We start from the raw sequence: 14,329 nt of genomic DNA, 5'->3' as shown, positions 1-14,329 counted from the left end.
GGCCAGTGAAAACAGTTATCGCACTGATTGATTATTACGTCAGCACCTGACCCGGACGAACCTGCGTGGGGTAACCGGCAACAATACCGGCTAACCCACCGTTGCCCGCGGGGTCAACAGCATAGCTGAGCCCAGTCCCCCGGCCGCAGCGATAGCACATAAACCACTCCGTTGGTCACGACGGCGGAGTTCATGAAACATTCTGCACACCAGAATGGCTCCTGAGGCACCTATCGGGTGTCCCCTGGCCAGCGCCCCGCCCCCGACATTGACGTTATCCATCGACAAACCGGTCTGCGTAATACATACCATCGCCTGTGCCGCATAGGCTTCCATCATTTCAGTCAGACAATGTTGTGGCTGATACTGCGGATAACGTTCCAACAACCGTCGAATAGCTTCCACCGGGGCATAGCCCGGTAACCGCGGATCCGCCCCCAGTGTCTGATAACCGGTGACCGACAAGCCATACCGACAACCCAGACTGGCGGCTGTTCTGTCAGACACGACCAGACAAAAAGCCGCCCCGTCGGCTTCCACCGCGGTGGAGGCTAAGCTGACCGTGCCGGATAATGCCGGTGTGCGTTGTGCCAGACGCAGGCTGAGATTCCGGGGGTAGATATCCCCCCTCACCCCGGCCAGTGGCACAATCTCTTTGGTTAAGCATTCTGCTGCAGCTAACGCTTTACGGTGGCTGTTGACCGCATAGTCATCCTGATCAGGCCGGGTCAACTGATAACGTTGGGCCAGTTCAGCGGCAGCCACGGTCATATCCGGATCCTGGTCAGGATCCGGCGCGAATGGCGGCCGGGTATAGAATTCTGCGGGGCGCTGGTCGGCATAAGTTTTGGCCCGTAATGGGCGGCGTGAGTAACTTTCTGCGCCACCGGCAATCACAATCTCTGCTGCCCCGCTGTCAACCAGAGCCGCCGCCAGCGCTATCGCGTCCAGCCCACCGGCACACTGAGTATCAATACTGAGCCCTGAAAGCTGGTCCAGACCAGCAGCCAGGGCGGCGACCCGTGCAGGGTTTCCCCCGGCCCCCAATGAATTAGCCATAATCAACTGCGATACGTCTTCCGGGGCAATCCCGGTCTGTTGCAACAGAGCCCGGATCACCGGTTCTGCCAGTTGATGGGGCATTAATTCGTTGAATGCTCCGCCACGCGGAACCACTGCAGTTCGTAATGACGCGATAATGACGCTCATAAATTCAGCAGCGCCGTTAAACGTTGCAGGTCAGCTTTACCGCCATTCAGTAACGGAAACTCCGCCAGAAAATGAAAATGTCGTGGCACCATCGCACTGCCAAGTTGCCGGGTGATATCACTGCGTAACTGCTTTTCCAGTTGCGGATCACTTTCTCCCTGAATAAATGCGTGCAGCAAATGGCCACGTTGTGCATCCGGGCAGGCAATCACCGCGACAGCGCCCTGTTCCAGCCTCTGGCTAATTAGGGTTTCGACCGCTTCAGGAAACACATTCTGATCGGCAATCGTCACCATTCGACTGCGGCGACCAGCCAGCCAGAGATAGCCCTGTTCATCCAGCCAACCCAGCTCGCCGACCGTCATAAAGTCACCGTCACAGCGGGTTTCACTGCTGCCACCCAGCGAATAACCACGGAACAGATAAGGGCTGCTGACCCACACCTCACCAATACCCTGATGGGCATGGCGGATTTCAATCGTCACCCCGGGATAAGCTTTGCCTACCGACCCTTCCGGTGTCTGCTGGTCCGCGAGTGTAATGAAGCTGGTTTCAGAAGCTCCATAAAATTCATGTATTGCCGCTTCCGGGAAGCATTCTGTTGCCCGCTGCCGCGTTTTACTGTCCAGCTTTCCACCGCCACACAGAATCAAACGGATCTTCGGCAGGACATCACCACGGCTGGTCAGCAGACGTAGTTGTGTCGGGGTCATATAGAGCACCGTGACTCCAGCTTCAGCCAGTAATCTGACCTGATTACGCGGCCGCATACCCGCCATCACCTCGACGGTTATTCCCAGTCCCAGCGATTCACACACCCCGTACAGTGACAATGAGTGATTTAGCCCGCCAAACACAGCACTGCGATCTACCGGACTCAGATTAAAAAGTTGCCGGTTGATCTCAAAGGTACGTTGCCAGGAGAGGCGGTGACGACGAATGACTTTGGGTAATCCGCTGCTGCCACAGGTGGTACATTCAATATGTTGCTCGCCGTCACCTGCTTCAATCCACGGAGCCTGGCTGATGGCACGGAAGGTGGTTCCCTGCTGCCAGGCGGCCAGCAAACGACGCAGAGCATCAGGTTGTTCTCCCTGACTCGCTGCCAACGGCTGACCATGGAAACTAATACTGTTCGGTGAAATAACTGTCACTCTGCCTCCTGAGCGGAAAATCCGTGCAGGGTACTAAATTCTTCTAACTCTGCCCGTCCGGTACGAAATTGATTAACCGGTGCCTCAGGATCGGCCTTACCCAGTGCAATCCCGCATACCACCAGTTGCTCATCAGGTAACTGTAGCCACTGATGAATATGCCGACCGTAATTTGCCAGTGCGCCAATACCGCAACAGCCATAACCGAGATGACCGGCAGTCAGGAAAAAGTTCATCAGCGCCATACCAAGATCCATAAAACAACCGGCCCCCATATCACGCTGAATAGTGACCACAATACCTACCGGTGCGTCAAAAAAGCGATAATTGGCGTCAAACTGACGACGACGTCCGGCAATATCGCGTTTTTCGATACCAAGCGCCTGATAGAGCGCGTAACCTGCATCACGCTGTCTTTGTTTCAGTATTGCGGACATCGGTTGCGGAAAGTAGCTGTAGAGTTCTTTTTCTACCGGCGTTGTCTGTGCAATGTGGGAGAGTTGCTGAGTCAGTGATGCCAGCGGCTGGCCGGTGTAGACATGAAACGCGCCAGGTTGCAGATTGGCACCGCTGGGGGCACTGCGTGCCGCGTTCAACATTATCTGCACATCAGACAGCTTCACAGGATCGGGTAAAAACGCGCGGCAGGAAGAGCGGTTAGCCAGAAACGCCGGCAGTGAATTATCTGAGTTTTGCATCAAAGGACAACCTGGACCAGGAACATAACAATAAGCAGCAAAGAATACCGGACACTTGCACAGGAGTGAAGAGTCTCATTATAATCGTAAACTAAATTCATGCTTATAGGTTTACAAGTCTGTGTGGTATCTTGCGATCGTTACCTTCCTCTGGGGATCTTCTTTCAGTCTGACCGGCCATTTCCTGGCGGGCCAGGTCGACAGTTATTTTGCCGTGTTTATCCGGACCCTGGCAGGCACCCTGATTTTCCTGCCATTTATGGTCTGGCGCAATCTCCCGACACGACTGGTGGCAGGTCTGTGGATTGCCGGAGCACTCCAGTTTGGGGTGACTTATGCTCTGTCATATCAGAGCTATACCATGCTGACGGTACCAGAGATGTTACTGTTTACCACCCAGACCCCGCTGTATATCAGCCTGATTAATAATGCACTGGAACGACGTTTTAACCCGTGGACACTGCTGGCGGCAATGTTTGCTGTTTCCGGAGGGATTGTCATCCACTATCACCCACTGACCGGTCATTTCTGGAAGGGATTCTGGTTATTACAGCTGGCTAATCTGACCTTTGCTGCCGGTCAGGTACTATGTCGTCGCCTGCTGTTGAAATACAAGCCGGAAGTCGCATTACCCAGGCTGTTTGGTCATTTTTTCCTTGGTGCCATCTGTATTACCGGACCGCTTTATTATTTCTTTGGTCAGCAAGGCCATCTGCCACACACCACCGCGCAATGGTCAGTGCTGATCTACCTGAGTGTGGTCGCTACCGCGCTGGGTAGCTACTGGCTGGCAAAAGGCAGTACCCTGGTATCGGTAGCGACTTTGTCGGTGTTTAACGAACTGCATGTACCGGTCGGCTTGATTATTAATATGTTGCTATGGGGGAACGATGTGCCGCTGCTACGGCTGGTCGCGGGTTGCTGTTTAATCGCCATCGCCATTGGCATTAATTACCGCCACCCAACACGGCCACGCTCTTCCTCTTCTCCTCAGCCGGTGCCTCAGCCTGACTGAGCTGACAAGGCACAGCAGCAATTGCTGTGCCTGCTTTGTTCTGCATCTTTCCCAACCGCCTGATTTTCTCCGTAACCTTCCTCCCTTCACCGCTGTTAATCGCGGCCTGGTCTTTATTTTTCCACCGGTCCCCGGGCTATCATTGCCACTGCCTTCAATGGAACAGAGGGTTATTCCGTTCGTTTGCACAAATAAATTACACAAACAGATAAATATAAATTAACATTTACTGAAGATGGTTTACAAACCACGTTTTATTTCGTTCCGGATATTTCCGGATTTGTGCAATGTCGACACAGGAGTATCAAATGTCTGACCCTTCATCAAAAGGGATTAGCCGGCGACGGCTGCTCTCTGGTTCTGCTGCAGGCCTGACCGTAGCCGCGGTCGGTGGTGCCAATGCCACGACTATCACTGGTATCCCCCGCTGGATGCTGTTTGATCATAACAGCCCTGTCACTGATGCTACTCCGGGCCTTAAATTCCTCACTCAGGAAGAAGCCACCGAAGTGGATGCCATTGTCAGCCAACTGATCCCTGCCGATGAACTGTCAGTGAGCGGCAAAGATGCCGGCTGCACGGTATTTATTGACCGGCAACTGGCAGGCAGTTACGGCGATGCCAGCCGCAACTATATGCGGGGCCCGTTTCAGCAAGGAACTCCGGCTCAGGGCGATCAGTCTCCATTAGTACCACGGGAACGTTACCGTCTCGGACTGGCCGGACTCACAGAGTATTGTCAGAAAAAATACCAGAAACCGTTTAGCCAACTGGATAGCGCCACCCGGGATGAAGTGCTGACGGGTCTGGAACAGGGAGAAATCAATCTCACCGGCATTAGTGGCAAGATGTTTTTCGATCAGGTGCTGACCAATACCATGGAAGGTTTCTTTTCCGATCCGGTGTATGGCGGAAACCGCAATATGGTGAGCTGGAAAATGATTGGTTTCCCTGGCGCCCGTTATGACTACCGTGACTATCTGACCAAAACCGACCAGAAACTGGATTTAGTCCCGATTTCCATCATGGGCAGCGCCGCCTGGAACGCTAAGGTATAAGACAATGACAAAAAAATTACCTGCCACCGATGTGGTAATTGTTGGCCTCGGCTGGGCCGGTTCGATTTTAGCCAAAGAACTCTGTGATCAGGGCCTGAATGTTATTGGGCTGGAACGCGGCCCGTGGCGGGATACCGCCAGAGATTTTAACGTCGCTACAGCGCCTGATGAACTGCGCTACAACGCCCGTGAAGAGCTGATGCTACGGCCTGCACAGAACACCTGTACCATGCGTAATAATCCTTCTGAAACAGCACTGCCGATGCGTTTCTGGGGTTCATTCCACCCCGGCAACGGTACCGGCGGCGCCGGTAACCACTGGGCGGGCCTCACCTTCCGCTATCAGCCTGCTGATTTCCGGCTGGCCAGTCATCTGCGCGAACGCTATGGCAAGGAAGTAGACCCGGCCCTGACTCTGCAGGACTGGGGTATCACCTGGGAAGAGATGGAACCCTTTTATGACGCCTTTGAACAGGTGGCCGGCATTTCCGGTAAAGCCGGGAATATTCAGGGTAAGATTATAGAAGGGGGGAATCCGTTCGAAGGACCACGCACCCGTGATTATCCTAACCCGCCCAATATTCAGACCATCGCGCAGACTTTATTTGCCAAAACTGCCACTGAGATGGGCTATAAACCCTTTAACGTCCCTTCTGCCCTCGCCTCTCAGAGCTATACCAACCAGTATGGTGTGACCATGGGGCCTTGTACCTATTGTGGCTTCTGTACTAACTATGGCTGTGCGAACTATTCGAAAGCCAGTGCTATCGTCAATGTGTTACCGGCGGTGGTTAACATGCCAAACTTTGAAGCACGCACCAACTGTGAAGTGCTGGAAGTTCTGAAAGACAGTAGCGGTAAAAAAGCCACCGGGGTGGTGTATATCGACAGTAACGGCGAACGTTATGAACAGCCCGCTTCCATAGTGATTGTGGCCGCCTTTACCTTTGAAAATGTGCGTCTGATGCTGCTGTCGAATGTGGGTGTGCCTTATGACCCGGTCACCGGTAAAGGGACCACCGGACGTAATTACTGCTATCAGACGGCGAATGGTGTCCGTTTATTCTTCAAAGATCAGATCTTTAACCCGTTTATCGGTGGCGGTGCCATCGGGATGGGTATCGACGAATTTAACAACGATAACTTCGACCACTCAGGATTAGGCTTTGTCGGCGGCGGTTCGACCCGCGTGACACCGATTGGCGCCGCACCTATTGCCTCACGTCCGGTCCCGCCGGGTACCCCACGCTGGGGATCGGCATGGAAGAAAGCGACCGCGGAGCACTATCTGACCAATATGAGCATTGGCTGTGAGGCGAGCAGTTACCCGCAACGCACTAACTACCTGTCCCTCGACCCAAATTATACCGACCCACATGGCCGTCCATTGTTACGCATTACCTTCGACTTCCCGGACAACGATATGCGCATGGCGCAATACGTTACTGATAAGGTCGGTGAAATTGCGTTACGTATGAACCCGGTACAGATCCAGAAGCAACCGCGTACCGCTCCGTGGGCCAATAATGACTACCAGTCATCTCATGTGGTCGGTGGCTTTGTCATGGGAGCTGACCCCTCCACCAGTGCTGTCAATAAATTCTGTCAGGTCTGGGATATCCCCAACCTGTTTGTGGTAGGAGCTTCTGCGGTTCCTAACAACCCCGGGTATAACCCGACCGGGACAGTCGGCGCCCTTGCCTTCCGTACCGCTCACTATATCCGTACCCAGTACCTGAAACAGCCCGGGGAGATGATGGTATGATGAAAAAATTAATGCTGACCGCCGGCAGTTTACTGTTGCTGACCGCGGGTTACGCACAGGCCGAGAGTGGTGCTGATTCCTGGGATTTAGTGAGTAAAGGCCGTTATATTGCCCAGCTGGGTGACTGTACCGCCTGTCATACAGAACCAGGGCATCCTTTATTCTCCGGCGGGGTTGCGATTGATACCCCCTTTGGTAAGCTGCTAGGTGCCAATATTACCCCTGACCCGGAAACTGGCATTGGAAAATGGACCTTCGAAGATTTCCAGAATGCAATGCGTCAGGGCCACAGCCGCGACGGCCACTTACTCTATGGGGCGATGCCGTTCACTGCCTATACCAAAGTCACTACCGACGATAACCGCGCACTGTGGGCCTATCTGCAGACGGTCGAGCCAGTGAGCCGGGTAGTTAATACCAATCAGCTGCCATTCCCGTTCAATATTCGTACCTCGCTGCATGTCTGGAATATGCTGAACTTCACCGAAGGTGAATACCAGCCGGATCCTAAGCAATCAGCCGAATGGAACCGGGGTGCCTACCTGGTTCAGGGACTGGGGCATTGCAGCACCTGCCACACCCCTAAAAACATGCTGGGTGGCGATAAAGACAGTCAGTTCCTGCAAGGTGGCTCACTGGGTGTCTGGTTCGCGCCAGATATTACCGCCAATACTCATAGTGGTATTGGAAAGTGGACCCAACAGGAAATTGTCGAATACCTGAAAACCGGTGCCAACAAATACGATATAGCCTCAGGGCCAATGGCTGAAGCGGTAGAGAATTCGACCCAGTACTGGAAAGATGATGATCTTAATGCCGCGGCGGTGTATCTGAAATCGCTTAAAAATGACAGCACTAAACCCCAACCGCTGGCTGCGGATAATGGCCAGATGGTAAATGGTAAAGCGATTTACGCCGATCGTTGCAGTGCCTGCCATGTGTCACAGGGCCAGGGTGTTTCGCATCTGTTCCCGCAACTGGCGAATGCACCACTGGTTAATGCCGCTGATCCTGCTTCACTGATTCATGTGGTGCTGGCGGGCAGCCGTGCCGGGGGGACCGCAGCGGCGCCAACCGCTCCGGCCATGCCGGCATTTGGCTGGAACCTGACTGATCAGAATGTCGCCGACGTGCTGACCTATATCCGCAACAGCTGGGGCAATGCAGCGCCGTCTGTGACCGCCAGCGATGTGAAAAATATGCGCAGTACTTTAGAGAAGTAATCAGTCAGCCTCTTTCCCGGAAAGAGTGCTACCCATGACCACCAAAAGGCCCCGAAACGGGGCCTTTGTTATAGGTATTGTCTTAACCGTGTTGCAGGTCGCGTTTGATACTGTCAGTAGCCCGCAATGATAAGGCCACCATACTCAGGGTTGAGTTAACCGTCCCTGCCGCAGCCATCACGCCACCAGAGGCGATATACAGGTTCTGGTGATCATGGGTACGCATCCATTTATCCACCACCGAATCTTTAGGATCATGCCCGCCGATAGTCCCGCCCATAATATGGTTGTTTGGGTTGAAGTACGGAGTCATCTCGATTTCTGTCGCACCAAACAGTTTGGCGATAGTCATCAGATGCTCACGGGAAGAGACCGCCGCCTTACGTACATAATCCCCCACGTCATAAGTGACATGAGGATACGGAATGCCCAGTTTATCTTTGTGAACCGTACTGAGGGTCAGCCGGTTGTCCGGATTTGCCAGCACATCATGGTTCACATAGATATCCATCCCACAGGCAGCCCGTCGACGAATCTCCTCATCCAGCTTTTTACCCACCAGCCCCATTTGCAACGCTTTCACACCCGCTTTATGGTTCTGGGATGTATTGTTCATCCCAATCTGGATTGCCGCATGTTCACGGCGGAAATCACCGTCACGGTAGTTAGTAATGGAACTCATCTGTACTGAACCACCCCCGGTCCAGATGGGTTCTGCCGACTGGAAACTCATCAGAATTCCCGGGTGGTCCATCATATTACGCCCCACCATGCCTGAACTGTTCGCGATACCGTTTGGGTTACGGTCATTAGCCGCCAGCAGCAGCAATTTAGGGGTTTCTATTCCGTTACCTGCCAGTACAAAGGTTCGTGCCGTTACGCGGTGAGAATTCTTGTCCGGATCGTAGTAGTACAACGCCGTGATGTTGTTGTTTTCATCGGTATCAAACTTATACACTACCGCATTCGGCAGAACCTTAGCGCCCGCTTTTTCGGCTTTAATAATACTGTGAATACCATTGAACATCGCGCCGATCGGGCAGATAGGCATACAGTTATTGTTACCACAGCACTGCGGACGTCCGTCATACGGTCGACTGTTACGCCCCTGGGGAACCGGAGTATTTTCATAACCGGCGGTTGCCACCACTTCAGTGAACCTGCGGTCGGCAGGACCATAAGGCATAGGCTCCATCGGGAACGGTTTTTTGCGCGGTGCAACGTACTTCAGTGACGTATCGTTAGGACCATTAACGCCAATCAACACCTCTGCCCGATAGTAATAATCTTCCAGTTCATCGTAATTCACTACCCAGTCACGGCCTACGCCATAGGTGGTGTGTAGCTGCATATCTGCCGGCAGGAAACGCCAGCATGAAGCGGCCCAGTGCCAGGTGGTACCACCGACGCCTTTGACCATACCCTGACGAAATGCCGATGCATCCGGGCCCGAAACTTCCGGATAATTGTTATACGGATAAAGTTGCGGGTGAACTGCCCAGGGTTCCGCCGGATATGGCGTCGCGTAATCAGATTCAGATTTATTCACCGGCGGCAGATTTCGCCAGTTCTCTACCACTTCGCCCCTTTCCCAACGAGGGCCTGCATCCAGCACCAGTACGGATAACCCGGCTTCTGCCAGTTCTTTTGCAACCGTCCCACCACAAATGCCGCCACCAACGACTACCACATCTGCGCTATATTGTTCAGACATAACCACCTCTAAAGACTACAAATTCAAAAATCCCGGCAATTTCAGCGACGTTTGCGCGAAATGCGGACAATAATCAGCACAATAATCAGTAACAGGATCACTCCACCCACTGCCGATCCTGCGGCAGCGTATTTGGCGAGGAACGGCTGCGTACCACCTTCACGCAACGTTTTCACCTGATCAGCGGTCACCGATAACTGTGGATTGCCGAATTGTCTGAAGATGTAATTACTGAGTTTTGCAACCTGTTCATCATTCAGTGACTGTACGTCTGAGCCAGGCCCAAAAGCCGGCATCAGCACCTGTTTACCATTCACTTCACGTTGCACACCAAACAGAATGGCGGAGACCAGATTATTTGGGGTATTCCCGCCGGTGGCCGTATTGTGGAACAGCGATGGATAAAAATTATCCGCGGTACCTGCTCCTGAAGACTGATGACAACTGGCACAGGTGGTGTCATAAAGCGCTTTACCGGTCATGTCGTCCGGTAATGCAGAACCCAGGGGCTGAGTACCACGAACTTCTGAATCTGAGCTGCTGCCTGCGGGACTGCCAAAATCACCGGTGGCTTTTGCCTGGTCTGGCTCACTGACCGGTGGCAGGCTTTGCAGGTAAGTCACAATGGCGCCGATATCGTCATCACTCAGATATTGCAGACTGTTGGTGATGGCTTCCGCCATCGGTCCGGCGGCCTGAGCTTTACCAGCTACGTGACCAGTTTTCAGATAGGTAATCAGCTGATCACGCTGCCAGCTACCCAGCCCGCTCAGGCGGTCAGAAGTCAGGTTCGGGGCAAACCAACTCCCCAGGGCCGCCCCGCTGTACTGCGCAGACCCGGTTTCGCTACCCATCAGCGTATTACGTGGGGTGTGACACTCCCCGCAGTGTTCCAGATTAGCCACCAGGTACTTGCCGCGGTTCCATTCAGGGCTTTGTGATGGATCATTTTGGTACGGTTTCTGTTTCAGAAACAGCAGGTTCCAGCCCCACATGGCTTCACGGATATTAAACGGAAAGCTCAGTTGGGTCGGGCGATTGGCCTGTTCTACCGGTTTAACCCCGTGGGTGAAGTAGTAATACAGCGCATGAATATCCTGATCCGTTAGCCCTGAATAGGAGGTATAGGGCATGGCCGGATAGAGATGGCTTCCATCACCGCGGATACCATGACGAACCGCCTGTTCAAACTGCGCCTCGCTGTAGGAACCAATACCATACTGTCGCGAAGGAGTAATGTTGGTGGAATAAATGACCCCCATCGGGGAGTGGATAGCGTAACCGCCGGCAAAGGTCTTTTTGGTTTCAGGATCGGTATGACAGGCAGCACAGTCAGCAGCAATGGCCAGATAATGCCCTTGTTTTAGCAGTGCATCATCACTGTGATCCACTGAGGGCTGGCTGACCGGTACCTGTTCTGCGGCCATCGCCGGCACTGCACTTAATGCACTCAGCCCAAGACAAAGGCTCAGAAGCTTTCGGCGGAAACCAGCCGTTTTACCTGTGAATAGCTTTTGTTGTTGTTTCACATTAACTCCGGAAAAATTCTGCTACCCCATATTGTTACCGGTAACAATAGCAGACAAAAAATGCCATAGAATTAGTTAAATAATAATTAACCCGCTGTTTTCCTTTTAAAAATTCAGAAGTCGGTCAACCGGCGGCGGATCTGCAGTCCAGTAATCCGGTCCGTTATGCGCATAGGTGGGAATGACCATGCCATCGCGTGGTACCTGATACATCAGCGCATTCTGATAGGCATAAACTTTGGCATGGTGACTGTCATCAATCACCCCGAGGTACCAGCCTTTAATCACCGACATCATCAGGTCATGTAACGGTTGTCCTGCCAGCTGAGTGTCCAGCGCTTCTACATCTGCCGGTTGTTTATCGGCAATCCACTGATTAAGCGCCGCCAGTTGCGTAGTGAACTGTGGATCTTTCTCGCTGAATGCCGCATAAAGACGCTGGCCGAGGGTCATATCCAGGTTCTGGTGTCCGGTAAGAAGACGGGAGGTTTTCATAAACTGATTCAGAGTCTGAGTATCTGGCCCGGCAACAGTAGTTGCCGCACTGGCACCATTACTGAGTGTGCTGCCTGCAATCGCCGAGCCGATAGCAAAGGAAGCCACCAGCCCTCCCGTCTGTCCGAATAGCTTCCGGCGACGCAACCCCTCTTCACTCAGCTCAGGCTGTGTTTGATGTGTATTTGGGTTATTCATAAATTTCCTTAATGCGTTATGTTATTGTCTGTCCGCGACGACAGTGCTCACGCAACTTTATACTAACGTTCAACGACAGCGGAAATCTCAAAAAGTAACTAAAAATTTACAAATGCATAGAGATAATTACACTTTATGGTTAAATAAACTGGAGGGTTGTGAAAATAAGGTTACGGGTAACAGTGTTCAGACTGAAGTAGTTACGTGACCGTGAGCATCAACATAAAAAATACGGCCCACAACATGACCGCTTATGTGATAACTCACTTTCACAGAGGCCGTATTCAACACTCTGTGATCTATTTGCGCACGACCAAAATATTCACTGCCGTGATGATGCAGACTGGCTAATCACTTCTTTAGCAATACGTCCGTTAATGAAGGTCAGACAACGAGTTCACGATCAGTGTACTGAGGAGATCACAGGCCGCCTGATTTTCCCTGGTATTCACATTTCTCCGGAGGCTTATCCCCAATTTTTCGGGTGACGGCAGATGCGGATGGCCGAACTTTAATGAATCAGGCATTCCCGGACAACTGCGGAGGGTAATTCCCGGGCCTGGCTGAACTGCCGCGCGAATCCCTTCCAGTCTTACTATTCAAAAGCTGGTTATACCGCTGCCTTAACCAGCCGTTACAACCCGGGGCCCACAATTGTTACGCCCCGCTCTATGCCTGGGAAAACAGCGAGGCGATGAATGCATTTCTGACCGGGCCGCTGTTCGCCGCCGCAGTCAACAGTTTTGGCTGGCCCGATATCCGCTACTGGCTTTCCCTGCGAGTCCCGCAGACCTCCCTGCTCGGTTCAGCAAAATATCTGTCGGTGACGACCCGTCCCCTCGCCCACGACAGCGACCTCTCGCAACTGCCGCTTAGCGGGCAGCTTGCCGGATGGGATATCAGTCGTCGTGAATTATTGAATGTGGCTTTTACGGATTCACCTCAGCCACAGGCTGAAAACTACTGTATTGGTTATATTTCACAAGGCGCACTGGTCAATGGTGAGATTTAAGGCAAAAACTGTTGAATAAATCGCCTGTTGCGCCAGGTAAATAGCATAAAATATGCAAAATGCACGACACTGTATATATATACAGCCCCTATATTTTTGTTAACCAGGCGGAGTAATGTAATGTCTTCGTACTGTTTAACAAACCAATACTGACCGCGACTCTCAGCGAAAAAGCAGAACAATAAGCCCGGATTCAGGTTATCCGGGAATTTACTCTGACTGGCTATCAAAAAACATCAGCCATTGCTATGAAAACAGTTTCGGACTCAGCAGGTTATGTTAGCATGCGTTATATAATTACTTTCACAATGCTCTCACCTGTAATGGCAGCAGTCTGAGAGGCAGGCTATGCATATATGACTGATTATATTGACAAAAAAGAATCAAACTCCCGTTCTCCGGCGATTACCCGGGCAGTGAAAATCCTTGATTTGCTTGCATCATCTAAAACAGGTTGTCTGACCCAGACCGAAATATCTGTGGCCCTCGACCTGGCAAAGTCATCGACGGCACATCTGTTAAGTAGTCTGGAAGATGCTGACCTGGTTCACCGAACCGCGGAAGGGTATATGCTGGGCCGTAAACTTGTCGGTCTGGCAAGCTCATATCTGAACCGTTTGGATACTGTTCAGGAATTTTATCGTTTCTGTAAAGCTTCTCCGGTACTCAGCACTGAAACGGTGAGAATTGCGTTACTCGATAAAACAGATGTTATCTATCTTGCCCGTTTTGAAGGACATGCTGCAAACCACCTGACTCCGAGTATTGGCGATCGTATGCCTGCATCACTTTGTGCCGTAGGTAAGGCCATGCTGGCTAAACTCGATACTCAGGATGTTGACCTCCTGTATACCGGAGTCAAACAGCTCCCGGTACTGACTGAATTCTCGATACAAACGGTCACTGATTTAAAGCAACAACTTCCTGTCATCAGGCAACAGGGATTTGCGCTGGAAAATCAGGAAAGTGCTTTGGGGGTGGTATGCCTGGGTATTGCTGTACCCTCCCGCGGAATCAATGGTCCTAAACTCGGGGTATCAGTCAGTTCAGTAACCGTTACTTTTGATGACAAACGAAAAAATAGTTTGTTATCCGAGCTGGATACTCTGGCGGCATTGCTGGGTAATCCTCTGCATACCAGAATTGACATACAGCAGAATAGTTGAGCCCCTGTTCCATCAAGGAACAGAAGCCAGTTAGTCAGTTAGTCAGTTAGTCAGTTAGTCAGTTAGTCAGTTAGTCAGTTAGTCAGTTAGTCA

12 protein-coding genes are annotated in these 14,329 nt (G+C 52.1%); 6 read left to right on the top strand and 6 right to left on the bottom strand.

What is annotated here, in order from left to right; genetic code table 11:
* Window positions 1-90 precede the first annotated feature (90 nt).
* From HA49_RS04120 to HA49_RS04110, 3 genes are read right to left on the bottom strand one after another with little or no spacing between them, the layout of a single operon-like run.
* Complete coding sequence (locus HA49_RS04120) at window positions 91-1,209, bottom strand: thiolase family protein (RefSeq protein WP_038020662.1); 1,119 nt, start codon at window positions 1,207-1,209, stop codon at window positions 91-93.
* The gene (locus HA49_RS04115; protein WP_052752428.1) at window positions 1,206-2,363 is read right to left on the bottom strand and encodes an AMP-binding protein; all 1,158 of its coding nucleotides are present in this window, start codon (window positions 2,361-2,363) and stop codon (window positions 1,206-1,208) included. The genes HA49_RS04120 and HA49_RS04115 overlap by 4 nt, the downstream gene beginning before the upstream one ends.
* A complete protein-coding gene (locus tag HA49_RS04110) occupies window positions 2,360-3,061 on the bottom strand; it encodes a nitroreductase (protein ID WP_038020661.1) in 702 nt (233 codons plus the stop codon). Before HA49_RS04110 ends, HA49_RS04115 begins: the two co-directional genes overlap by 4 nt.
* A gap of 121 nt (window positions 3,062-3,182) precedes the next feature.
* Here HA49_RS04110 and HA49_RS04105 point away from each other — a divergent pair, with 121 nt between their 5' ends.
* The 4 genes from HA49_RS04105 to HA49_RS04090 all read left to right on the top strand — a co-directional run bounded on the left by HA49_RS04105 (window position 3,183) and on the right by HA49_RS04090 (window position 8,122).
* Window positions 3,183-4,076 carry an EamA family transporter gene (locus tag HA49_RS04105; RefSeq protein ID WP_038020660.1) on the top strand — a complete coding sequence of 298 codons (894 nt, stop codon included), beginning with the start codon at window positions 3,183-3,185 and terminating at the stop codon, window positions 4,074-4,076.
* A gap of 308 nt (window positions 4,077-4,384) precedes the next feature.
* A complete protein-coding gene (locus HA49_RS04100; RefSeq protein WP_038020659.1) occupies window positions 4,385-5,134 on the top strand; it encodes a gluconate 2-dehydrogenase subunit 3 family protein in 750 nt (249 codons plus the stop codon).
* A 4-nt stretch (window positions 5,135-5,138) separates the two neighbouring features.
* Window positions 5,139-6,899, top strand: coding sequence for a GMC family oxidoreductase (locus tag HA49_RS04095; RefSeq protein ID WP_038020658.1), 1,761 nt, complete (start codon window positions 5,139-5,141; stop codon window positions 6,897-6,899).
* Entirely contained in the window at window positions 6,899-8,122 is a 1,224-nt protein-coding gene (locus HA49_RS04090) for a c-type cytochrome (RefSeq protein WP_038020907.1), read from the top strand. The genes HA49_RS04095 and HA49_RS04090 overlap by 1 nt, the downstream gene beginning before the upstream one ends.
* Before the next feature lie 82 nt (window positions 8,123-8,204).
* On the opposite strand, the gene HA49_RS04085 is transcribed toward HA49_RS04090, so the two are convergent.
* The 3 genes from HA49_RS04085 to HA49_RS04075 form a co-directional block, all read right to left on the bottom strand.
* Window positions 8,205-9,836, bottom strand: a complete 1,632-nt coding sequence (locus HA49_RS04085) for a GMC family oxidoreductase (RefSeq protein ID WP_038020657.1) — start codon at window positions 9,834-9,836, stop codon at window positions 8,205-8,207.
* A 41-nt stretch (window positions 9,837-9,877) separates the two neighbouring features.
* Window positions 9,878-11,263, bottom strand: coding sequence for a c-type cytochrome (locus HA49_RS04080; RefSeq protein WP_046791756.1), 1,386 nt, complete (start codon window positions 11,261-11,263; stop codon window positions 9,878-9,880).
* 207 nt (window positions 11,264-11,470) lie between these two features.
* Window positions 11,471-12,058 (bottom strand): sorbitol dehydrogenase family protein, encoded by a 588-nt coding sequence (locus HA49_RS04075; RefSeq protein WP_038020656.1) that lies wholly within the window; start codon window positions 12,056-12,058, stop codon window positions 11,471-11,473.
* 559 nt (window positions 12,059-12,617) lie between these two features.
* Here HA49_RS04075 and HA49_RS04070 point away from each other — a divergent pair.
* Window positions 12,618-13,070, top strand: coding sequence for a DUF4865 family protein (locus tag HA49_RS04070; protein ID WP_156994545.1), 453 nt, complete (start codon window positions 12,618-12,620; stop codon window positions 13,068-13,070).
* 356 nt (window positions 13,071-13,426) lie between these two features.
* Window positions 13,427-14,236: an IclR family transcriptional regulator gene (locus HA49_RS04060; RefSeq protein WP_038020653.1), complete on the top strand. Its 810-nt coding sequence runs from the start codon at window positions 13,427-13,429 to the stop codon at window positions 14,234-14,236.
* Window positions 14,237-14,329: the final 93 nt, after the last annotated feature.

This window comes from Tatumella morbirosei (assembly GCF_000757425.2).
Lineage (GTDB): Bacteria > Pseudomonadota > Gammaproteobacteria > Enterobacterales > Enterobacteriaceae > Tatumella > Tatumella morbirosei.
The sequence above is the reverse complement of the archived record's forward strand: the minus strand, read 5'-3'. Positions and strand labels throughout refer to the sequence as shown.